Genomic DNA, 19,205 nt, shown 5'->3' on the forward strand with positions numbered 1-19,205 from the left:
CACAATTCGCAAATTGCGCGCTACGCCGCACATATCGCGGTTCCGGTGGTTGATAAGCCGATATATAGTGGTGGGCGACTCATTGCTGGAAAGGATAATTTCATGCCTCTGTCTTCCGACCAACTGGCCGAGATTGAAGCGCAACGCGCACAATCGAGCCCGACCCGCCGCGTCGTTGCCGAAGGTATGGAAGATCACCTGTACACGGCGCATCAGGTTCTGGATCACGGATTTGTTCGGGTCATCGACTATATGGGCGATGACGCCGCGATCTGTCAGGCCGCGCGGGTATCCTACGGCAAAGGCACCAAATCGGTGCAGAATGACGAAGGCCTGATCCGTTATCTGATGCGGCATTGGCATTCGACCCCTTTTGAAATGTGCGAGATCAAACTGCACGTCAAATTGCCGGTTTTTGTCGCTCGCCAGTGGATTCGCCATCGGACTGCTAACGTGAACGAATACTCGGCCCGTTACTCGATTCTGGATCGGGAATTCTACATCCCCGCGCCCGAACATGTGGCCGCACAGTCTGAGGTGAACAATCAGGGCCGTGGCGATACGTTGCAGGGCGAAGAGGCCGCACGAGTGTTGGAGATTTTGAAGGCCGACAGCGCGCGATGCTATGACAATTACGAAGCTATGATTGGTCAGGATGGCCAGCAAGGGTTGGCACGAGAACTGGCGCGGATGAACCTGCCAGCCAATATCTATACGCAATGGTATTGGAAGGTGGATCTGCACAACCTGTTCCACTTCTTGCGTCTACGCGCTGACCCTCATGCGCAGTACGAAATCCGCGTTTATGCTGATACTATGTGCAAGATCGTCGCTGACTGGGTGCCGTTTGCCTATCGCGCGTTCGAGGATTATCGCTTGGGTGCTGTCAACCTCTCGGCTCAGATGGTGACCTGCCTGCGTCGGATGTTGAGCGGTGAGAATGTTACTCAGGAAAATTCGGGCATGACAGCGCGGGAGTGGCGCGAGTTCGAAGGCGTTATCCGCGAAAGCTGAATAGTCAGGAAAAAGGAAAATAGCGCGTCCCGAGGTGGGCGCGTTTTTTGGGGGTAGCTAACGGTTAACGGCCGGAAATTGGCCGCCAACCTTATTTGTCTTTCCCGCCGGGGCGGGCCTTGCCTTACAGCGGCTTCAAATCAGACGCCATCTGTCGGCCATCACGTCCGTCTTCCAGCTCGTACGAGACCTTCTGATTGTCAGCGAGTCCGGTCAGGCCGGATCGTTCTACGGCCGAGATATGTACAAACACATCTTTGCCACCCTCATCGGGCGCAATAAAACCATAGCCTTTGGTTGTATTAAACCATTTCACGGTGCCAGTTGGCATTTCCCGTGTCTCCTTCTACTTACACGTTGTCCCACAAATTGGTGGGGGTAGTGGTTGGCAATACCGCAACACATCACTGTTCGCCCACACGATACAGCCCGGGTCGCGTGTTTCGCCTTTTTCAACATTGCACGGTGAAGTAAAAAATCAAGAATAACCGGGCCATGCCAATGGAAATGCCCGATTTTGCAGCGAAGACAGGATCAATCAAACTATGCGCCTCTATGGATTGAAGAATTGCGACACATGTCGCAAGGCATTGAAATCGCTTCCGAATGCGGAGTTTGTCGACGTGCGGGGGCAAGGTGTTCCCGAAAATATCCTGTCGGAGGCGTATGAGACTTTCGGCAAAGCCTTGCTCAATACGCGGTCAACAACCTGGCGCGGATTGGATGAGGATACACGAAATCGGCCGGTGCTTGAGCTGTTGGTTGATCATCCGACCTTGATGAAGCGCCCATTGATCGAGACTGATGGCCGGATGTATTTGGGCTGGACGCCTGAAACGCGTCAGGCCCTTGGTCTTACCTAATCAATTGCCTATGTGACATGGGCAACAAGCGGAGACCTGTGAATGCGAAACGCTGCCATGATACTAGGTGTGATTGCCGGGCTGATCGGAATGGTCGTTGGATTTTTCGGCTATGGATTTGTGGAACTGATCGACCAATTTGGTGAGATCGAAGGGATTGCCGAACAGGTCGATAACCCGGAGCTGATTCAAACCGCTTCGATTGTGGCACCGCTATTGGCGATAGTGGGTGGAGCGATGGCCCACTCACGTGCTCTGGTCGCGGGCATATTACTGCTTATTTCTGCGGCGGGCATGTACTACGCCTTTGGCTTTGGCGTTTTTACGATGTTCCCAATAGCCTTTGCCGGAGTAGCAGGAGTGCTTGGGCTCGCGGCTGGAAAACCGGACGAGCCCAAGGCGCATTTTTAAGTCATTTCAGGCGCAGCAGCCGATCCAGTGATAGCGGGCCTGCGCCGTTGACTACGATCACCAGCAATAGGAATGTCCACATCACGCGCTGATCCATCAGCGTGATCGCGTTGTCGAACAAGCCACCTAGTTTGACACCATGTCCAGTAACATCGGTCAGGGTCTGCACCCAGACAAATCCAATCATGCCAAGGGCGGCGAGACGGGTCAGCAGGCCGACCAGCAGCAGTACGGGTAATACAAACTCAGCCACGGTTCCAAAGAAGATGACAATTCGCTGGAAGAAAGTCATTTGGCTGACGTCATACAGGACGGCTTCGGCAGCCTTGGGGAAGATTTGCCCAAATGCCCCGGCGGATGGCGAAAAGATTGAGCCGTCGATCTTCAGAGTGGCCGAATTCCAATAATACACGAATAGGACAGCGATAAAGACGACCCGAGCGAGTGTAGGCGTCAGCCAGCCGGACGTGTTCGCCACTTTGTCCATCGTGTCATTGTAGGTAGTGATCAGGGCAGTCATGTGTCCAGCCTTTCGATAGTCACAGAAGTTATTGCACCGCCCTGCAAAAGCAGTGCCAGAGTGGTTCCAAGGTCAAATTCGGGCGTTTCCGCGACAGTGGCTTCAAATGCTTCGCCGATGCTTTGCCCGTTTCGAATGCGTGCGATCCATGCCGCGCCGCCTTGTGGCAGCGGCTGCGGGGCAGGATCGTATTCGGGACGTGTAATCAGTACATCCTGAGAACCCGCTTCAGGTTTCGGGGCGCCGTCTTCAGTGTTGAACAACCAGATCGCGTGAACAGGCCATTCAGATCTTAAAACAGTTGCCGCAGGTGCGAGGGTCAGCTTGGCGCGCATCAAGTCTTCTGGTGTGACGCTCAATGCCTCGGGATCGATAGGCTGGGAGTCGGCAGCGTGATAGGCCCGCCGCAACGCCAGCTCCAGCCGCGCTACATCTGGCAGGTATCCCAGATGCGATAATTGCTCCATACCTTCCAAAAAGGCAGGGAATTCATCACCGTAAAACATCATAAGCGGTGAGGTAGGCGGGTGCTGGCGCAGGAAAATCCCGGCAAGCCCATCCATGTTCTGTGATCCCAGCAACTTAGCAATGACTGGAAACGCCTGATGCATTGCCTCGGTCAATGAAACGGCGACATTGTTGCGATACACGCTGAAACGACGGCCCGCCGCGTTTGCTTGCGCGTCCAGCAATCCATCCGGAACCGACTTGTTGGCGTCCAGCAAAGCGTCATAGAATGTGGTCTGAGACACGTTCATGCCGGAATCTTGTCCAACGCAGATTGGGCACGTTCGGCTTCGGCCCTCAGGATTGCCCAGTCCGGTATGTCGGTATCCCATTCGATCAGCACCGGCTTCGGTCCCGATTTGTCCAGAACGTAGTCCAGCAATGCCCAGACCGGATCAACCACCTCGCGCCCGTGGCTATCGATCAGCAAGGGGTGGCCATGATCGTCTTCGTCTTCGTCGTGACCGCCCAAGTGAATCTCACCCACCTGATCCAGCGGGTAGGCGTCGATATAGCCCTGAGGCGAGAAATCCAGATTAGTGGCAGAAACAAAGACGTTGTTTACATCCAACAGCAAACCACATCCGGTACGGCGCGTTATTTCGCGCAGGAAATCAGGCTCGGACCAGGTGCTTTCTTCGAAAGCCAAATAGCTGGAAGGATTTTCCAACAGCATTTGCCGTCCAACGACCCCTTGCACCTGATCAATATGATCGCACACGCGGGTCAGAGTGGCATCGGTATAGGGCAGGGGCAGCAGATCATTCAGGAAGTGGCTGTCATGAGTTGACCATGCCAAGTGTTCCGAGAAGCTTGCTGGGTTCAGCCAACCAACCAAGTGTTTCAGGCGGGCGAGGTGATCTGGGTCCAGCGGTGTTTCACCACCAATGGAGAGGCCAACGCCGTGAACGGATATGGGAAATTGTTCGGATAGATGGTGCAGTTGTGCTAAAGGACGCCCGCCATCGCCCATATAGTTTTCTGCATGAATCTCAAGCCATTCTACTGGCTTCGCATGCACAAGGATTTGCGAGAAATGCTGCGGTTTATATCCGACGCCTGGGGCGGCGGGCAATCGATTTGATCTGAGCGCATTATCCAACATGTGCAAATCCCTTGATTATCACAGAAAGGGCGGGCGATGGTGCCCGCCCTTTCCGGTTCATTCGGGCAGTCTTATGCTGGCAGATCGCGTTCCAGCGGTTCGAGCGAGCCTTTGCGGTCCGCACCATCTGCTGTTTTTGGCAGCTCAATGTCGGCGCAGGTGCCTGCGTCAACCAGAGTCCATGCATTACCCTGATAATCTACAGTCGACGTGCCCGCGCAGGTCGTACCGGGGCCAGCCGCGCAGTCGTTTTGACCGGCCAGCGAAACGCCATAGCATTTCTCTTTGGCCTGAGCGGTCGCCGTTGTTGCAGCGCCGGAAACGGCGGCGGCAACTGCGCTTGCGATAACCAGTGTTTTTGCGGTGTTCGACATCTCGGATTTTCCTTTTGCTGACTTTACGTGTCTGCTTGTGACAATGACAAAGGTAGTAGCTTGATGATCAGAGTTGAATTCACGAGCCCGTGTCTCACAACCCCGTCAAAGACCGTCATGGCCCCTTGAAGGTTAACAAACTGTTTTTGAAATGAAAAATGGTATTTGTTTCAATCCGGCCCTAAAATCAGGGCCGGATTTTCGGCAATTTGGCACCGAATGTTACAGCATATCTGGCGGCGTTGCGGCCTGACCCAGCTCTTTTGTTACAGATTCAAGCGACTGAACTTGTGTCTGTTTTTCACCGAGACGGCGGACACTGACCGTGCGCTCATCGACTTCGCGGTGACCGACGGCCAGAATGATCGGGACTTTGCCAACCGAATGCTCGCGGACCTTGTAGTTGATTTTCTCGTTACGAATATCAGCTTCGGCCCGAACACCAGCAGCGCGCAAGGCTTCAACCACTTCGGCTACATACGCATCAGCATCGGACGTGATCGAGGCGACCACGACCTGACGCGGGGCCAGCCAGAAGGGCAGTTTGCCTGCGTGTTCTTCAATCAAGATGCCGATAAACCGCTCGAAAGAACCCAGTGTCGCGCGGTGCAGCATGACCGGACGGTGTTTGCCGCCATCGGCGCCGATATATGTGGCGTCCAGACGCTCTGGCAGAACAAAATCTACCTGATGGGTGCCGCACTGCCAGTCCCGACCAATCGCATCGGTCAGAACGAACTCCAGTTTCGGGCCATAGAACGCCCCTTCACCCGGGTTGAGTTCCGGTTCGATCCCCGCAGCACGAGTCGCACTGAGCAGGGCGACCTCAGCCTTGTCCCATACCTCGTCGGAGCCAGACCGCTTTTCGGGGCGATCCGAGAACTTGACCGAGAAGTTTTCGAACCCGAGGTCTTTGTAGATCTCGGACAGGAACCGAATGAACTCGGCGGTTTCAGATTCGATCTGATCTTCGGTGCAGAAGATGTGTCCGTCGTCCTGGGTAAAGCCGCGTACGCGCATGATACCGTGCAGAGCACCCGAGGGTTCGTACCGATTGCACGATCCGAATTCGGCCATACGCAAAGGCAAATCGCGATAAGATTTCAGGCCTTGGTTGAATATCTGCACGTGACAGGGGCAGTTCATCGGTTTCAAGGCGTTAATAGCCTTTTCCCGCGCATGTTCCTCGTCGACTTCGACGATGAACATGTTTTCCTGATATTTGTCCCAGTGACCCGAGGCTTCCCACAGCTTGCGGTCGACAACCTGAGGCGTGTTAACCTCGACATAACCGCCCTTGCGCTGCTGTCGGCGCATATAGTCCTGAAGTTGGGTGTAGACGGTCCAGCCGTTGGGATGCCAGAAAATCTGCCCCGGAGCCTCTTCCTGCATGTGGAACAGGTCCATCTCGCGGCCCAGCTTGCGGTGATCGCGCTTGGCGGCTTCTTCTAGCATATGCAGGTAAGCCTTGAGCTTTTCCTTGCCCGTGAAGGCCACGCCGTAGATGCGTTGCAACATGGCGCGGTCGCTATCGCCGCGCCAATAGGCGCCGGCGATGGACATCAGTTTGAACGCATCGCCCGGCACCTGTCCGGTATGCTGCAGATGCGGACCGCGGCACAGGTCCTGCCAGTCGCCATGCCAGTACATGCGCAATGGCTCATCGCCCGGGATGGCCTCGATCAGCTCGACTTTGTAGGGCTCGTTATTGGCCGTATAAAAATCGATCGCACGCTGACGATCCCAGACCTCGGTGGTCACGGCGTCGCGCTTGTTGATGATTTCCTTCATCTTCTTTTCGATCTTACCGAGGTCTTCTGGAGTGAATGGCTCGGCCCGGTCGAAGTCATAATACCAGCCGTTCTCGATCACGGGGCCAATGGTGACCTTGGTGTCCGGCCAGATTTCCTGCACGGCGCGCGCCATGATGTGCGCCAGATCGTGACGGATCAGCTCATTGGCCTGCGCTTCGTCTTTCATGGTATGGATGGCGATCTGTGCATCGGCTTCGATGGGCCACTGCAGGTCCCAATGTTTACCATCGACCGTCGCCGAGATCGCTTTTTTCGCCAGCGATGTTGAAATGTCGGAAGCGACCTGAGCTGGCGTGACGCCTGCGTCAAAGGTACGGGAATTGCCATCGGGAAAAGTAAGGGAGACTGACTGTGAGTCCAAGGCCATATCGGCTCTCCTCGTCGGTTTGGCGCCCACTGAACGCCCGGTTGCGGGTTATGTGTGTTCGGCTCATGTGGCAGGTGGGGATGCGCGTGTCAAGGGTGGGAACGAGGGGCGCTGCCCCTCGCGCACCCCGGGATATTATTGGCCGGATGAAAAGGGATCGGGGAATTGCGAAGCGCGTGATGACGTGCATGATGCAGGAAAAGAAAAGAGGATTTCATGGCAGAGACGAAATTTCTTGAGACAGCGCAGGGGCGACGGCTGGCTTATCACAAGTCTGAAGGAACGGGGCCAACCATCGTTTTTCTGGGCGGATTGAAATCGGACATGGAAGGCACCAAGGCTGTGCATCTTGAGGCATGGTCCAAGGCGCGAGGGCAGTCTTTCTTACGCTTCGATTATTCGGGGCATGGTGAAAGTTCCGGTGAGTTTACCGACGGGTGCATTGGGGACTGGCACGAGGATACGTTGGCTGCAGTCTCACGGTTGACCGCGGGCCCGTTGATTATTGTGGGATCATCCATGGGCGGATGGCAGGCATTGTTGCTTGCGCGGGTTATGCCTGAGCGGATGGCGGGTATGGTGACGATCGCCGCAGCGCCGGATTTTACCGAGGACGGGTATTGGGCTTCGTTTTCAGATCAGCAGAAATCTGATCTGGAGACCGTTGGGCATGTGGAGCTGCCTTCGGACTATATGGAGCCCTACGTCATTACCAAGCGGATGATTGAAGATGGGCGGCAGCGTCTGGTTTTGCGTACGCCGCTTAAATTGCCCTTCCCGGTGCGTTTCCTTCAGGGAACGGCAGATACGGCGGTATCCACTGAAACAGCAGTAGGCTTGCTTAACCACGCGTCGGGTCAAGACATGCAGCTTCTGCTAGTCAAAGACGCGGATCACCGATTCTCGGACGGACCGTGCCTTGGTTTGATCGAGCAGGCCGTTCGGGATGTAATAGGAGGCACCTGATGCAGCTCTTTGGCTGGATTTTGGGGCGTCTGCTGCTGGGATTGGCCCTGATTGGTGGGTTGGTCTTTGTATTTGGCCCCCGTGAGCCGGTAGACCTGCATCCCCGTTTCGATCCACGCAAATTTGGTGAAGGCGTTCAGGTCTATTTTGAAAGCATCGAAACTGCCTATGAAGACGTCGTGCCGGGCGTCGAAAAGCGTGTGATCTGGCAGGATGGGTATTACGAGCAGCGAACACCGTACGCGGTGCTTTATATCCATGGGTTCTCGGCCTCGTCAGAAGAGATCAGGCCGGTGCCCGATCGAGTCGCCGAGGCGCTGGGTGCCAACCTTGTTTATACCCGGCTTCAAGGGCATGGGCGTGATGGTAAAGCGATGGTCGAAGCGACGGCCTCGGGCTGGATGCGGGATGCGGCCGAGGGGTTGGCGGCAGCCCGGGCAGTCGGAGAGCAGGTAGTTGTAATCTCGACATCTACTGGCGGAACTCTGGCGGCAGCAGCTGCGCTGGATGCCGAACTGAGTGCGGATGTGGCCGCGATGATTTTTGTCTCACCAAACTTCGGTGTGAACATGGCTGCGGCCTGGGTGCCAACATTGCCATGGGCGCGAAATTGGTTGCCTCTTTTGATGGGGGCCGAGCGGGATGTATCCAGTTCTGATACTGAAAAGAATAGGTATTGGACAACAATCTACCCATGGGAGGCGGTTGTGCCGATGTCTGTCATCGTAGATGCAGTCTATGGGTTGGACTTTTCAGGTGCACGGATCCCCGCGCTATTTTGGTTCTCGGATGAGGATCAAGTCGTGCGGCCGGACAGAACGCATGAGGTGGCAAAGACATGGGGAGGCCCGGCCTCCGTTACATTGGTGACCATGAGCCCCGGGGATGATCCAGCCTCGCACGTTGTGGCGGGGCGGTTGATGTCGCCCGGTCAGACGGATGCAACGGTCTTAGGTATGTTGGAGTGGCTATCGGAGCAGGGGATTGAATGATGGAGCAGCGTGTAAGTCTGATCACGATCGGCGTCGAAGACTTAGAAACAGCCGCTGTTTTTTATGAGAAACTGGGCTGGCGACGTGTTGAAAGTCCGGATGGGGTGATTGCGTTTGATCTGATCGGGCAAACGCTGGGCCTCTATCCACTTGCCGCTCTAGCTGACGAAATGGGAGTGGACGTCGCAACTCTGGGAGGCGGACCAATGACGTTAAGCCATAACTGCCGAGCGAAAGATGACGTGGCAGCGCTGATTGATCAGGCGGAACGTGCCGGAGCGGAGGTGCTCAAGCCAGCATCAGACGTCTTCTGGGGCGGACATCACGGGTATTTTCGCGCTCCGGACAAGACGATCTGGGAAATTGCGTTCAACCCGTTCTCGACCTTAGCAGCGGACGGTTCCTTTCGCTGGAACGGGTACTGATCGTGCGTCGGCCGGGCAGCATGTGGAGCCTCGAGAACCTGGGTCGTGTGCGCCTTTCCCGGCATTTCTTCATGCGGGATTTCCTTTATTCCGAAATTGGAAACTTTCACGAGATACAGAACGTACCTGACAACCCCGATCTTGCGATCGAAACGGGGGGTGCGTTTTGTGAAACACTGATGGATCCACTGGAAGAGACCTTTGGGCGGGTCGCTGTACGCTCGGGCTATCGTTCTCGGTCCTTGAACCGGTTCGGGAACGAGAACAGATTGAACTGCGCCCGCAATGACAACCCATTAGAGTGCCACATCTGGGACTGGGGCGAAGGCGACGCGCGTGTCGCGGGTGCTTCGGTCGTTATTCCATGGTTTGCCGACCGGTATGAACAAGGGCGCGATTGGCGGGATCTTGCGTGGTGGTTGCATGACCATCTGGAATACTCTGAAATCTGGTTTTTTCCGAAACTCTGCGCGTTCAATCTGGTATGGCGGCCCAAGCCTGTTAGGCGGATCGACAGTTATATTGCGCCGCGCGGCTGCTTGTTGCGGGCGGGGGCCGATCCGGAAGAAACGCTGGCACAAAGGCAGGCGCGCTACGCGGATTTTCCGCCATTCAGGGCGATCAGTTATCCCTGAAGTTTTACTTGCCCGCCCCTGGCAATCCTCTCATCCTGTAACAAAACAATAAACAACGAGCGGAGGGCGCCAGGGTGATCGAGCCGTTGGTTTTGCTGCCCGGATTGATGTGTGACGCGCGGTTGTTTCAGGCGCAGATCACAGCGATGTCGCATGATCGTGCGGTCACGGTTGCACCAATCACCGGTGGTAAGCGGATAGAGGAGATCGCGTCGGGTCTGCTGGATCAACTACCGCATCGGTTCGCATTGTGCGGGTTTGGTCTGGGTGGAAGCATCGCGCTTGAAATTGTGCGACGCACGCCTGAGAGGGTGACACGATTATGTCTGATCACGGCAGAGGTGCAGGCGGACACGCCTCAGATCGCTGCAGACCGCGAAGAATTGATCATAGGGGCGCAGGCGGGACGGTTGGACGACGTCATGCGCAGAGTGATCGGTTCAGACATGCTGGCCCCGGGACCGCAACGAATTCCGATTCTCGACGATGTATTGCAGATGGCCGGGGCGTTAGGGCCGGATGTATTTGTGCGACAGATGAGAATATTGCAGCGGCGTCCGGATCAGCAAGGCACGTTGCGACGGATCAAGACGCCGACAGTGATCATGTGCGGTGCTCATGATGCCGAAGACACGGTGCGGAAACACGCTTTCGTGGCAGATCTCATTCCGGATGCGGTGCTGCATGTGATTGATGGAGCTGGACATTTCCCAACGCTGGAAGCTCCTGACACAGTAACTGAAACGCTGCTGGACTGGATTCAAACTCCGCTACGGCTGACCTAGTCGTAGAAAGCTGCGCGTTCTTCTTTTGTTAAAATGGTCGGTTGAGCAACGGGGGTGCCCGTCTCGGAATCGAAAAACGGTGTTTTCTTCCAGCTTCCCGACAGGCGCGATTTTAGTACCCGCTTCAGCAATCCCATGGCCGCATAGCGAATTTTTTCGTGAGATTGTTTGCCATCAGGCCTGGGCACAAATCCGCGTGTAGTAATGGGACCAAGACTGTTGTTGTCGGGGATGCGTTTCACTATGACCCCCGCGAATGGAAATTTGGGGGTCAATGGCGTTGTTGCCAATGGCGCGTTGCAGCATTTGGCATACCACCGCAACATGCCCTTGGGACTAAGCTGCATCAAAGCCAAGTGCTCGGCTCCTCGGTCTATCTCGATTTCTTCCGGGGCCATCTGAAAAATGTCGACAGGACCGGGGGCCGGGTCTGGCTGTTTGAAATACAGCTGGGCTGCGCGACAATCATGGCAGAAGCAGACGACATGGGTGCCTGATTTGACGCCGCGCTCTGTGATGTGGCCAGAAAGCGCGCCGCAGTCGCAGCTGAAGGAGAGTTCCTTAGCCGCGGTGCCGCTCATGCCACTTTGTTGCTATTGGCGGCGCGACGGCGTGACTTACGGCTATTTTCATTCATGAAATCAATCACAAGCGGGCGGATGTTGTCACGCCAGCTGCGGCCCGCGAAAATACCATAATGGCCAGCGCCAGGTTCGACATGGCTGGCTTTTTTGCTGTCCGGCAGGCCGGTGCACAAATCAAGCGCCGCAATGCACTGACCGGGTGCCGAGATATCGTCGTTCGCGCCTTCAACCGATTTCACGGCGACATCGGTGATCTTGCCGATATCCACCTTGTGTCCGGCGACAACAAATTCGTTCCGCGCAATCTCGCGGTTCTTGAAGACCCGTTCGACGGTTGAAAGGTAGAACTCGGCCGTCATGTCCATCACGGCGAGATATTCGTCATAGAACCGATTGTGGGCATCGTGATCCGAAGCTTCATCCCGGATCACCCGCTGGATTTGGTCCGAAAACGCCTTGCTGTGGCGCTCGGCATTCATCGACATGAACGAGGCAAGTTGCAGCAGGCCGGGATAGACCATGCGACCGACCCCTTTGTATTTGAAACCAACGCGCTGGATCATGGTTTCTTCCAGTTGGCCCATTGTAACGCGGCGACCAAAATCCGTGACCTCGGTTGGGGTCGCATCCGGATCGACCGGCCCACCGATCAGGGTCAGTGTGCTGGGCTGCGCTTTTGGTTCGACTTCGGCCAGATAGGCGGTTGCAGCCAATGTCAGAGGGGCGGGCTGGCAAACGGCGACAACATGTGTGTCGGGCCCGAGTTCTTTCATAAAATCGACAAGGTAGAGGGTGTAATCCTCAACATCGAACTTGCCTTCGGACACAGGGATATCGCGCGCATTATGCCAATCGGTGATGTAAACTTCGCAATTGACCAACAAGCTTTTGACGGTCGAGCGCAGCAGCGTCGCATAATGGCCCGACATGGGTGCCACCAGCAGAACTTTGCGAGGCTGCGCTTCACGCCCGTTGACGCGGAAGTGGATCAGGTCGCCGAAAGGGCGCTCAAGCACTGTTGTGACATCGACCAAATGGTCTTTACCATCTTCGCAGGTGAAGGTGCGAATACCCCAATCGGGTTTGACGATCATACGTTGGAATGTTCGCTCGGTTACTTCACCCCAGGCTGCCATCCAGTTGAAGGCCGGATTGGGTGTCATCGAAAACAGGGGATAGGACGCCATCGCGCTTGCGGTTGCACCAAGCCATTGGTTGGTGTTACGCATGGTTTCCATCAGGTCATAAGTCATCATGTAGCGCATCGAATGTGCCTCCTGAGTATCAGCCTGAGAATTCGGACCATTCGCCGCTTTGCCCCCCGACGCCTACGACGTTATTCTGCACAGCAGCGAGACTAGGGGGGAATTGTTAAAATGACAACTACCGACGACCAGACGCCAGAATTGACTGAAGAACATATTGAACGACTTAAAGAAAATATGGGCAAAGTCGAAGAATTGTCCAAACGCCTCGTCGAAGTCATGGCGGGAAAAACGCCGCATACCCCTGCGTTAGACGGCCCGAATCAAGAGCTTTTTGCAAAAGCAGCAACAGCCTATTGGGCTGATGTTATGCAAAACCCTTCGAAGCTGCTGGAACAACAGATCGAGTATTGGGGAAAGTCAGTACTCAACTTTGCCGAAGCGCAGAAGGCGATGACCACTGGCGAAAGCGAAGAGCCGGACGCCCCAGTCAAAGATAAGCGGTTTTCCAACCCGATGTGGGACACCAACCCCTATTTCCGCTTGATCCGCCAGCAATACCAGACCAATGCTGATGCGATCGCTCAGGCTGTCGCATCTGTTGATGACCTAGATACCAAAGACAAACAGCGCCTGCGTTATTTCTCGCAACAGATCATCGATATGATGGCGCCGACGAATTTTCTGGCCACCAACCCCGATGCGCTGGAGAAAGCCGTCGAGACTGAAGGTCAGTCATTAATACAAGGGCTTGAAAACCTCGTATCCGATCTTGAGGCCAATGACGGCGAGATGGTTGTCCGGCTCGCCGACGAAAGCGCCTTTGAGATCGGTGGCAATATCGCGACAACGCCCGGAGACGTCGTTTACCGCAACCGGATGATGGAACTGATCCAATATAAACCGGTGACCGAGACGGTGCATGAAACCCCCATCGTTCTGTTCCCGCCCTGGATTAACAAATTCTATATCCTCGACCTGAAGGCTCAGAACAGCTTGATCAAGTGGGTTACCGAGCAAGGCTACACTCTGTTTGTGGTCAGCTGGGTCAATGCCGACAGCTCTCATGCCAATATTGGGATGGAAGATTATATTCAGGAAGGGTTCCTGACTGCCATCGAAGAGGCCAAGAAAATCTGCAAGGTCAAGCAAGTCAACGCGGTAGGCTACTGCATTGCTGGAACGACACTCAGCCTAACCCTTTCGCTGATGAAGCAACGCGGCGACAAATCGGTCAAATCGGCTACCTTCTTCACAACTCTGACGGATTTTGGCGAGCAGGGAGAATTTACGCCGTTCCTGCAAAACGATTTCGTAGATGGGATCGAAGATCAGGTTTCAAAAGACGGAGTGCTGAAGGCCTGGATCATTGGCCGGACGATGTCCTTCCTGCGATCACGGGATCTGATCTACACACCGGCGATCCGCAGCTACATGATGGGAGAGACGCCGCCCGCCTTTGATCTGCTTTACTGGAACGGGGATGGGGCCAATCTGCCCGGTAAGATGGCGATCCAGTATCTGCGTGGTTTATGTCAGAGCAATGGTTTCGTGACGGATGGGTTCGAATTGCTGGGGCATAAGCTGCATATCAAAGATGTGGATGTGCCGCTTATGGCGATTACCTGTGAAACAGACCATATCGCCGCCTGGAAAGACTGCTATCGCGGTGTGCAGCAGATGGGTTCGAAATCAAAATCCTTTGTCGTGTCTGAATCCGGTCATATCGCAGGCATCGTCAATCCGCCCAGCAAGAAGAAATACGGCCACTATACCAACCCTGATCTTAAAGCGGAAGCTGAGACCTGGCTGAAAGAGGCTGACTTCCACGAAGGTTCGTGGTGGCCGATGTGGGAAGCGTGGTTGAAGACGCGGTCAGGCAAGCAGGTTCCGGCCCGGGATACCGGCGATTCGGATCATCCGCGCCTTTGCCCGGCTCCGGGGACCTATGTTTTGGTCAAGGCAAACCGCTGATATCACTTTGAAACTCAAAATATTCTGCATCGCAGCAAGAAAAAACTTGCAATGCTGCGATGCAGCAATCATATTGCCTTCAAGCTGATGAGAACCGGGGTGGGCCCGGAACGGCTAGAAGGATTTAGGACAATGGCAAAGACCCAAGACTTTACCGCGACCCTGAAAGACATGATGGGCGCGTTCCCGGTTGACACAACCGCTCTGGAAGACGCATTCAAATCGACCGCTTCGCTGAACGAAAAGCTGTCGGGTGTTGCTCTGGACGCAGCTGAAAAATCGGCTGAAATCTCGAACAAATGGACCAAAGAAACTCTGGCCAAACTGACCGAGATGTCGAAAGCAAAAACCGAGCCTGCAGATTACGCAAAAGCCGCAACCGACTTCGCAAGCGCGTCGGCTGAAGTTGCTGCTGAAAACCTGGCTGCTTTCGCTGAGATTGCGAAAAAAGTTCAGACCGAAACCGTTGAGCTGCTGATGGCGGCTGGCAAAGACGCTGCAGAAGATGCAACCGCAGCTGTCAAAAAAGCTACCAACGAGGTGACCGCTGCTGCAAAGAAAGCAGCAACCGCCAAGTAAGATAAGACTGCGATATAGCACCCATTCCTCCCAAATGGTGCAATCGCTGCGGGCAGGTCGCTTGACCTGCCCTTTCTTTTTGTTCTGCAGTCGCATAACCTCTGCTGCAACGCATCATCCTTGGGGAGGGTACAGGGTGTCGGAACAAGAAAAACCTCTGCTGATCAAGCGTTATGCCAGCCGTCGGCTGTATAATACTGAGACTAGCGATTACGTGACGCTTGAAGATATCGCGGGCTTTATTCGCGACGGGCGTGAAGTGCAGATCATCGACCTGAAAACCGGCGATGATCTGACCCGCCAATATCTGCTTCAAATCATTGCCGAACACGAAAGCCGCGGCGAGAATGTGCTGCCGGTCAACGTCCTGAATGATCTGGTCCGTAGCTACATGGTGCCGGGCGGGGGCATGATGCCACAATTCCTGCAGAGCTCGTTCGAGATGCTGCGTGAAAGCCAGTCCAAGATGATGGAAAACATGAATGCGATGAACCCGATGTCACAGATGCCGGGTTTCGACGCGATGCAGGCGCAGCAAAAGGCTTTCCTGAAGGCAATGACCGGGGGCTTGGCTGGCAACTGGTCCAGCCCCGAGCAAGAGCCTGAGGCACCGTCCGAGCCGAAAGAAGATCTGGACGACATCAAGAAGCAGCTTGCCGATTTGCAGCAGAAGCTTTCAAAGCTGAGCTGATTTTACCGATGCGCTGGCTGTTTGTGCTGTGCGCGGTGCTTTGGGCTTCCCAGACTGCAGCACAAGGGCAGTTCACGTCGATCTGGGAACCTGTCTGCACATTAGGACAGGATACCGCTGCGGGCTGCGATGATATCCGTGCGCGCGAAATTCTGGACGCTTCGACTGAACCTTGGCGCGCGATAGGGCGCGTCAATTTTGCCAGTCGTAGCCAACGGTCGCACTGCACGGGTGTTCTTGTCGCTGAACATTTGGTTCTGACCGCAGCGCATTGTCTGTTCAACACTGCTCGTCAGCGCTGGATCCCTCCTGGCAGCATCCGCTTTGCATCGGGTTATCAACGCGGTGAGGCCATTGCTGTTTCATCCGTCGCTGCCTACCGACTTGATGCAGAGCAGGGTGTCGGAGGTCGTTTCAACAATCGCGCTGATCTGGATTGGGCCGTATTGGAACTGGATCAACCGATTGGAGCCCAGTTGGGCTTTTTCCCGATTTCCCAGACCGCTGAGAGGGTCGGTTCGGTCGTAGGGTATCCCGGATTGCGCCCGCATGTGCTGAGTCAAACGGGCTCATGTGCCCCAAACCCGTCAGGTGATGGGCTTTTCCATGGGATTTGCCCGGTCATGATGGGAGATTCTGGTGCACCGTTCCTCGTACAAACCGATGCGGGCCTCGCCGTTGCAGGAATACTGTCGCGTATTGCACCAACCCCCGATGGGATTGATGCATTGTTTCTGTCTATACAGGAGTTCGATCTGGGTAGGCGTTAGAGTTAGGTGCCATAAACCGGCATCGGACCAACAACTTCACCAATCGAGGCCAGTAGGATGTCGGCAATGACGTCCAGCTCTTCGCGTGTCAGGCGCACAGGCAGGCGCACATCACAGGCCTTCATCAACATTGCGCGGGTCTGCGGCAGATCAAACTGCTCGGGCAGGAACTGCCAGTTCCAGAAGGCGCGGGCATTGTCCTGACTCATGCCAAACACCTGCACTTTGACGCCACGCGCTTTGGCAGCAGCGGCGAAGGCGCGAATTTCTTCGTCGTTAAGGTCAACCAGATTAAACTGGATTGAATCCGGTGCGCGCTGCTCGGGCGCCAGAGGGGCAGGGACATCGATATAGGGCGACGTGTTCAGTCGATCAGCCACATAGTCATGGTTTGCCAGCCCGTCACGCACTCGGCGGGCCAGTTCGGGGATTTGCGGGCGAATGACTGCGGCGCTGAGGTTGCTCATGCGTAGGTTATACAGTGGCAATCGGTTCTGCCATTTGGCAAAGGCCTGTTCCAGCTCTGACGAACCTGAGTGCTTTTTCCAGTTGTGCTCGTACGCACCCGACATGATGACCGCCTGAGCAACCAGATCAGCATCATCGCTAACCAGAATGCCACCTTCACCGGCGTTGATCATCTTGTAGGACTGGAACGAGAAGCAGCCTACCTTGCCGATAGTGCCAATATTGCGCCCATGCCATGTGGTACCCAACGAGTGGGCTGCATCTTCGATCACCGGGATATCGCGTGCGTCACACAGCTCCATGATGGCGTCCATATCCGAAGTATGGCCGCGCATGTGGCTGATGATCACCGCCTGCACGCTGTCGAGCTTGGCGGCGAAGTCGGCCATATCGACGCGATAGTTGTCGCCGACTTCGCACAGAACCGGAATGCAATCCGCGTGCACGATTGAAGACGGCACGGCCGCAAAGGTAAATCCGGGAATCAGAACCCGCGCATCGCGGGGTAAGCCCAACGCTTTGAGCGACAGAAATAGTGCTGCGGAACAGGACGAAACAGCGAGCGCGTATTTCGTGCCAAGTAGTTCTGCGAATTCTGTTTCCAGCAGGGCGACAGGCGCATCCTGCGGGGCGGTATAGCGGAACAGATCGCCTGACTTCATCAGGGCGTCGATGGCGTCTCTTGCGGCTGCGGGGATAGGTTCGGCTTCATGAACGTTGGGTACAAGCGTCATATTTGGATTTCCCGAATTTTATCTTTGGGAAATATAAATTCGATGCTCTGACAAGCCAAGTCCCAATTCGCATCGTCAGCGAGATTTCACCAATTCGTCGTATGGAATGTGTTCAGATACCCAGCCTGTCGCGCGTCGCGTACCAAGTCATCGCCAAGATCAACAGGGGCGTTCGCAATGCGGGTCCACCAGGGAATGGCAGCGCAGGAACGCGGGCCATGGTATCAAACCCCTCAGCCTGTCCCTGAATCGCCAGTGCCATTAGTTGCCCCGCATGGGTCGCAGTGCCAACGCCGTGACCGGAATAACCCGAGGCGGACAGGATATTCGGTGCGATCCGGGCGAGGTAGGGCATACGCCGCATGGTGATACCGAGGGTTCCACCCCAAGCATAGTCAATCTTGACGTCTCGCAGATGCGGGTAAATCTCGGTCATCGGTTTGCGCACCTTGGCGGCGATGTCCTCGGGGAAACGATAACCATAGCTTTCGCCACCCCCAAACAGCAGCCTTCCATCTGCACTTAACCGGAAGTAGTTCACCACGAATTTCGTGTCAGCAACGGCGATATCCTTGGCCAATACCTTTTGCGCCTCGGCGCCCAATGGCTCGGTTGCCGCGATGAAATTGTTGATGGGCATCACACGCGATGCAACTTGCCGGTTCAGATCGCCGAGATATCCGTTGCAGGCCAGAATAACGTTATCTGCGGTGATCTTGCCTTTTTCAGTGCGCACAGTCACGCGAGCGCCCTGATCGATGCCAAGAACCTCGGTGTCTTCATGCAGTCGTAACCCCGCTCCGACCGCGGCGCGCGCAAGGCCAAGCGCATAGTTCAACGGATGCAAATGCGCCGCACCATTGTCCAGATACCCACCCGCATAGGCAGGTGAGGGACAAAGCCCGCGCGCAGCATCGGCATCCAGGGCTTCGATTTGGTCGTATTTGTATCTGCCCGACAGATGCGCCGCGTGATCATGTAGCTCAGCGCGCTCCGAGTCGTTGAAGCCCAGAACAGCGATTCCTGGCTTCAGATCGCAGTCGATCTGATGCTTTGAGATCAGTGATTTGACCAGATCCTTTGCATCTTCGGCCAGATCCCAAAGCTTTAAGGCGTCGTCATCGCCAACGAGCCGCTCAAGATCCTCCTGGTCCATCCGCTGTGCGCTGCCCAGTTGGCCTCCGTTGCGACCCGAAGCGCCAAAGCCCGCGCGGTGAGCTTCGAGCAGGACAACATCGAACCCGGCCTCAGCCAAATGCAAAGCGGCCGAAAGGCCCGTATATCCGCCCCCGACAATGCAGACGTCCGCGGTGTGGTCGCCTACAAGTGCCGGATAGCGGTCGAATGGATGCGCAGTCGCGGCGTACCAGCTCGGCGGGTACTCCGCCTTGCGATCATTGGAATACAGCAGGTTCATCGCGT

Annotated in this window: 22 protein-coding genes; 12 read left to right on the forward strand and 10 right to left on the reverse strand. The window is 55.5% G+C overall.

Features of this window, described 5'->3' with window-relative positions; translation table 11 throughout:
• The first annotated feature begins 102 nt into the window (after positions 1 to 102).
• Positions 103 to 1,014 carry an FAD-dependent thymidylate synthase gene (gene thyX, locus ACR0DU_RS00805; protein WP_170779165.1) on the forward strand — a complete coding sequence of 304 codons (912 nt, stop codon included), beginning with the start codon at positions 103 to 105 and terminating at the stop codon, positions 1,012 to 1,014.
• Positions 1,015 to 1,138: 124 nt separating this feature from the next.
• Here the strand turns inward: thyX and ACR0DU_RS00810 are convergent, their stop codons facing one another.
• Positions 1,139 to 1,345, reverse strand: coding sequence for a cold-shock protein (locus ACR0DU_RS00810; protein ID WP_010439113.1), 207 nt, complete (start codon positions 1,343 to 1,345; stop codon positions 1,139 to 1,141).
• Between the two features lie 214 nt (positions 1,346 to 1,559).
• Between ACR0DU_RS00810 and ACR0DU_RS00815 the strand changes: the two genes are divergently transcribed.
• On the forward strand, positions 1,560 to 1,877 hold the full coding sequence (locus ACR0DU_RS00815) for an ArsC/Spx/MgsR family protein (RefSeq protein WP_480871947.1): 318 nt from the start codon (positions 1,560 to 1,562) through the stop codon (positions 1,875 to 1,877).
• A 42-nt stretch (positions 1,878 to 1,919) separates the two neighbouring features.
• Positions 1,920 to 2,288 (forward strand): hypothetical protein, encoded by a 369-nt coding sequence (locus tag ACR0DU_RS00820; RefSeq protein WP_170469113.1) that lies wholly within the window; start codon positions 1,920 to 1,922, stop codon positions 2,286 to 2,288.
• Between the two features lies 1 nt (position 2,289).
• Here the strand turns inward: ACR0DU_RS00820 and ACR0DU_RS00825 are convergent, their stop codons facing one another.
• From ACR0DU_RS00825 to thrS, 5 genes are all read right to left on the reverse strand, one after another.
• Positions 2,290 to 2,808 carry a hypothetical protein gene (locus ACR0DU_RS00825; protein ID WP_480871949.1) on the reverse strand — a complete coding sequence of 173 codons (519 nt, stop codon included), beginning with the start codon at positions 2,806 to 2,808 and terminating at the stop codon, positions 2,290 to 2,292.
• A complete protein-coding gene (locus ACR0DU_RS00830) occupies positions 2,805 to 3,566 on the reverse strand; it encodes an HvfC/BufC N-terminal domain-containing protein (RefSeq protein WP_480871951.1) in 762 nt (253 codons plus the stop codon). Before ACR0DU_RS00830 ends, ACR0DU_RS00825 begins: the two co-directional genes overlap by 4 nt.
• Entirely contained in the window at positions 3,563 to 4,420 is an 858-nt protein-coding gene (gene bufB, locus ACR0DU_RS00835; RefSeq protein WP_480871953.1) for an MNIO family bufferin maturase, read from the reverse strand. Before bufB ends, ACR0DU_RS00830 begins: the two co-directional genes overlap by 4 nt.
• A gap of 71 nt (positions 4,421 to 4,491) precedes the next feature.
• Complete coding sequence (locus tag ACR0DU_RS00840) at positions 4,492 to 4,794, reverse strand: BufA1 family periplasmic bufferin-type metallophore (protein WP_010439128.1); 303 nt, start codon at positions 4,792 to 4,794, stop codon at positions 4,492 to 4,494.
• A gap of 222 nt (positions 4,795 to 5,016) precedes the next feature.
• Complete coding sequence (thrS, locus tag ACR0DU_RS00845) at positions 5,017 to 6,975, reverse strand: threonine--tRNA ligase (protein WP_480871955.1); 1,959 nt, start codon at positions 6,973 to 6,975, stop codon at positions 5,017 to 5,019.
• A 216-nt stretch (positions 6,976 to 7,191) separates the two neighbouring features.
• Here thrS and ACR0DU_RS00850 point away from each other — a divergent pair, with 216 nt between their 5' ends.
• The 5 genes from ACR0DU_RS00850 (at position 7,192) to ACR0DU_RS00870 (ending at position 10,778) form a co-directional block, all read left to right on the forward strand.
• A complete protein-coding gene (locus tag ACR0DU_RS00850) occupies positions 7,192 to 7,941 on the forward strand; it encodes an alpha/beta fold hydrolase (protein ID WP_480871957.1) in 750 nt (249 codons plus the stop codon).
• Positions 7,941 to 8,933 (forward strand): alpha/beta hydrolase, encoded by a 993-nt coding sequence (locus tag ACR0DU_RS00855; protein ID WP_480871959.1) that lies wholly within the window; start codon positions 7,941 to 7,943, stop codon positions 8,931 to 8,933. Before ACR0DU_RS00850 ends, ACR0DU_RS00855 begins: the two co-directional genes overlap by 1 nt.
• A complete protein-coding gene (locus ACR0DU_RS00860) occupies positions 8,933 to 9,358 on the forward strand; it encodes a VOC family protein (protein ID WP_319547305.1) in 426 nt (141 codons plus the stop codon). Before ACR0DU_RS00855 ends, ACR0DU_RS00860 begins: the two co-directional genes overlap by 1 nt.
• A gap of 20 nt (positions 9,359 to 9,378) precedes the next feature.
• The gene (locus ACR0DU_RS00865; protein WP_480871960.1) at positions 9,379 to 9,993 is read left to right on the forward strand and encodes a hypothetical protein; all 615 of its coding nucleotides are present in this window, start codon (positions 9,379 to 9,381) and stop codon (positions 9,991 to 9,993) included.
• A 74-nt stretch (positions 9,994 to 10,067) separates the two neighbouring features.
• The gene (locus ACR0DU_RS00870; protein WP_480871962.1) at positions 10,068 to 10,778 is read left to right on the forward strand and encodes an alpha/beta fold hydrolase; all 711 of its coding nucleotides are present in this window, start codon (positions 10,068 to 10,070) and stop codon (positions 10,776 to 10,778) included.
• Here ACR0DU_RS00870 and ACR0DU_RS00875 read toward each other — a convergent pair.
• Both ACR0DU_RS00875 and phaZ read right to left on the reverse strand, forming a co-directional pair.
• Positions 10,775 to 11,359 carry a DUF6151 family protein gene (locus ACR0DU_RS00875; RefSeq protein ID WP_480871964.1) on the reverse strand — a complete coding sequence of 195 codons (585 nt, stop codon included), beginning with the start codon at positions 11,357 to 11,359 and terminating at the stop codon, positions 10,775 to 10,777. The two genes, ACR0DU_RS00870 and ACR0DU_RS00875, sit on opposite strands and share 4 nt — an antisense overlap.
• Entirely contained in the window at positions 11,356 to 12,627 is a 1,272-nt protein-coding gene (gene phaZ / locus ACR0DU_RS00880; RefSeq protein WP_480871966.1) for a polyhydroxyalkanoate depolymerase, read from the reverse strand. The genes ACR0DU_RS00875 and phaZ overlap by 4 nt, the downstream gene beginning before the upstream one ends.
• A 111-nt stretch (positions 12,628 to 12,738) precedes the next feature.
• On the opposite strand from phaZ, the gene ACR0DU_RS00885 reads away from it, so the two are divergent.
• The 4 genes from ACR0DU_RS00885 (at position 12,739) to ACR0DU_RS00900 (ending at position 16,581) form a co-directional block, all read left to right on the forward strand.
• Positions 12,739 to 14,541 carry a PHA/PHB synthase family protein gene (locus ACR0DU_RS00885; RefSeq protein ID WP_480871968.1) on the forward strand — a complete coding sequence of 601 codons (1,803 nt, stop codon included), beginning with the start codon at positions 12,739 to 12,741 and terminating at the stop codon, positions 14,539 to 14,541.
• A gap of 132 nt (positions 14,542 to 14,673) precedes the next feature.
• Positions 14,674 to 15,120 (forward strand): phasin family protein, encoded by a 447-nt coding sequence (locus ACR0DU_RS00890; protein ID WP_029621740.1) that lies wholly within the window; start codon positions 14,674 to 14,676, stop codon positions 15,118 to 15,120.
• Between the two features lie 136 nt (positions 15,121 to 15,256).
• Positions 15,257 to 15,811: a polyhydroxyalkanoate synthesis repressor PhaR gene (gene phaR / locus ACR0DU_RS00895; RefSeq protein ID WP_010439148.1), complete on the forward strand. Its 555-nt coding sequence runs from the start codon at positions 15,257 to 15,259 to the stop codon at positions 15,809 to 15,811.
• Between the two features lie 8 nt (positions 15,812 to 15,819).
• Positions 15,820 to 16,581 carry a trypsin-like serine peptidase gene (locus ACR0DU_RS00900; RefSeq protein ID WP_480871971.1) on the forward strand — a complete coding sequence of 254 codons (762 nt, stop codon included), beginning with the start codon at positions 15,820 to 15,822 and terminating at the stop codon, positions 16,579 to 16,581.
• Between the two features lie 2 nt (positions 16,582 to 16,583).
• On the opposite strand, the gene ACR0DU_RS00905 is transcribed toward ACR0DU_RS00900, so the two are convergent.
• Together ACR0DU_RS00905 and ACR0DU_RS00910 are read right to left on the reverse strand one after the other, a co-directional pair.
• Entirely contained in the window at positions 16,584 to 17,783 is a 1,200-nt protein-coding gene (locus tag ACR0DU_RS00905; RefSeq protein WP_319546876.1) for a DegT/DnrJ/EryC1/StrS family aminotransferase, read from the reverse strand.
• A 112-nt stretch (positions 17,784 to 17,895) separates the two neighbouring features.
• On the reverse strand, positions 17,896 to 19,200 hold the full coding sequence (locus ACR0DU_RS00910) for an NAD(P)/FAD-dependent oxidoreductase (protein WP_010439151.1): 1,305 nt from the start codon (positions 19,198 to 19,200) through the stop codon (positions 17,896 to 17,898).
• Positions 19,201 to 19,205: the final 5 nt, after the last annotated feature.

Source organism: Ruegeria sp. G2 (assembly GCF_056533505.1).

Bases quoted from the DNA above. Each gene is read 5' to 3' on its own strand.
- thyX (WP_170779165.1), top strand. From the start codon at position 103: ATGCCTCTGTCTTCCGACCAACTGGCCGAGATTGAAGCGCAACGCGCA.
- ACR0DU_RS00810 (WP_010439113.1), bottom strand. From the start codon at position 1,345: ATGCCAACTGGCACCGTGAAATGGTTTAATACAACCAAAGGCTATGGT.
- ACR0DU_RS00815 (WP_480871947.1), top strand. From the start codon at position 1,560: ATGCGCCTCTATGGATTGAAGAATTGCGACACATGTCGCAAGGCATTG.
- ACR0DU_RS00820 (WP_170469113.1), top strand. From the start codon at position 1,920: ATGCGAAACGCTGCCATGATACTAGGTGTGATTGCCGGGCTGATCGGA.
- ACR0DU_RS00825 (WP_480871949.1), bottom strand. From the start codon at position 2,808: ATGACTGCCCTGATCACTACCTACAATGACACGATGGACAAAGTGGCG.
- ACR0DU_RS00830 (WP_480871951.1), bottom strand. From the start codon at position 3,566: ATGAACGTGTCTCAGACCACATTCTATGACGCTTTGCTGGACGCCAAC.
- bufB (WP_480871953.1), bottom strand. From the start codon at position 4,420: ATGTTGGATAATGCGCTCAGATCAAATCGATTGCCCGCCGCCCCAGGC.
- ACR0DU_RS00840 (WP_010439128.1), bottom strand. From the start codon at position 4,794: ATGTCGAACACCGCAAAAACACTGGTTATCGCAAGCGCAGTTGCCGCC.
- thrS (WP_480871955.1), bottom strand. From the start codon at position 6,975: ATGGCCTTGGACTCACAGTCAGTCTCCCTTACTTTTCCCGATGGCAAT.
- ACR0DU_RS00850 (WP_480871957.1), top strand. From the start codon at position 7,192: ATGGCAGAGACGAAATTTCTTGAGACAGCGCAGGGGCGACGGCTGGCT.
- ACR0DU_RS00855 (WP_480871959.1), top strand. From the start codon at position 7,941: ATGCAGCTCTTTGGCTGGATTTTGGGGCGTCTGCTGCTGGGATTGGCC.
- ACR0DU_RS00860 (WP_319547305.1), top strand. From the start codon at position 8,933: ATGGAGCAGCGTGTAAGTCTGATCACGATCGGCGTCGAAGACTTAGAA.
- ACR0DU_RS00865 (WP_480871960.1), top strand. From the start codon at position 9,379: ATGTGGAGCCTCGAGAACCTGGGTCGTGTGCGCCTTTCCCGGCATTTC.
- ACR0DU_RS00875 (WP_480871964.1), bottom strand. From the start codon at position 11,359: ATGAGCGGCACCGCGGCTAAGGAACTCTCCTTCAGCTGCGACTGCGGC.
- phaZ (WP_480871966.1), bottom strand. From the start codon at position 12,627: ATGCGCTACATGATGACTTATGACCTGATGGAAACCATGCGTAACACC.
- ACR0DU_RS00885 (WP_480871968.1), top strand. From the start codon at position 12,739: ATGACAACTACCGACGACCAGACGCCAGAATTGACTGAAGAACATATT.
- ACR0DU_RS00890 (WP_029621740.1), top strand. From the start codon at position 14,674: ATGGCAAAGACCCAAGACTTTACCGCGACCCTGAAAGACATGATGGGC.
- ACR0DU_RS00900 (WP_480871971.1), top strand. From the start codon at position 15,820: ATGCGCTGGCTGTTTGTGCTGTGCGCGGTGCTTTGGGCTTCCCAGACT.
- ACR0DU_RS00905 (WP_319546876.1), bottom strand. From the start codon at position 17,783: ATGACGCTTGTACCCAACGTTCATGAAGCCGAACCTATCCCCGCAGCC.
- ACR0DU_RS00910 (WP_010439151.1), bottom strand. From the start codon at position 19,200: ATGAACCTGCTGTATTCCAATGATCGCAAGGCGGAGTACCCGCCGAGC.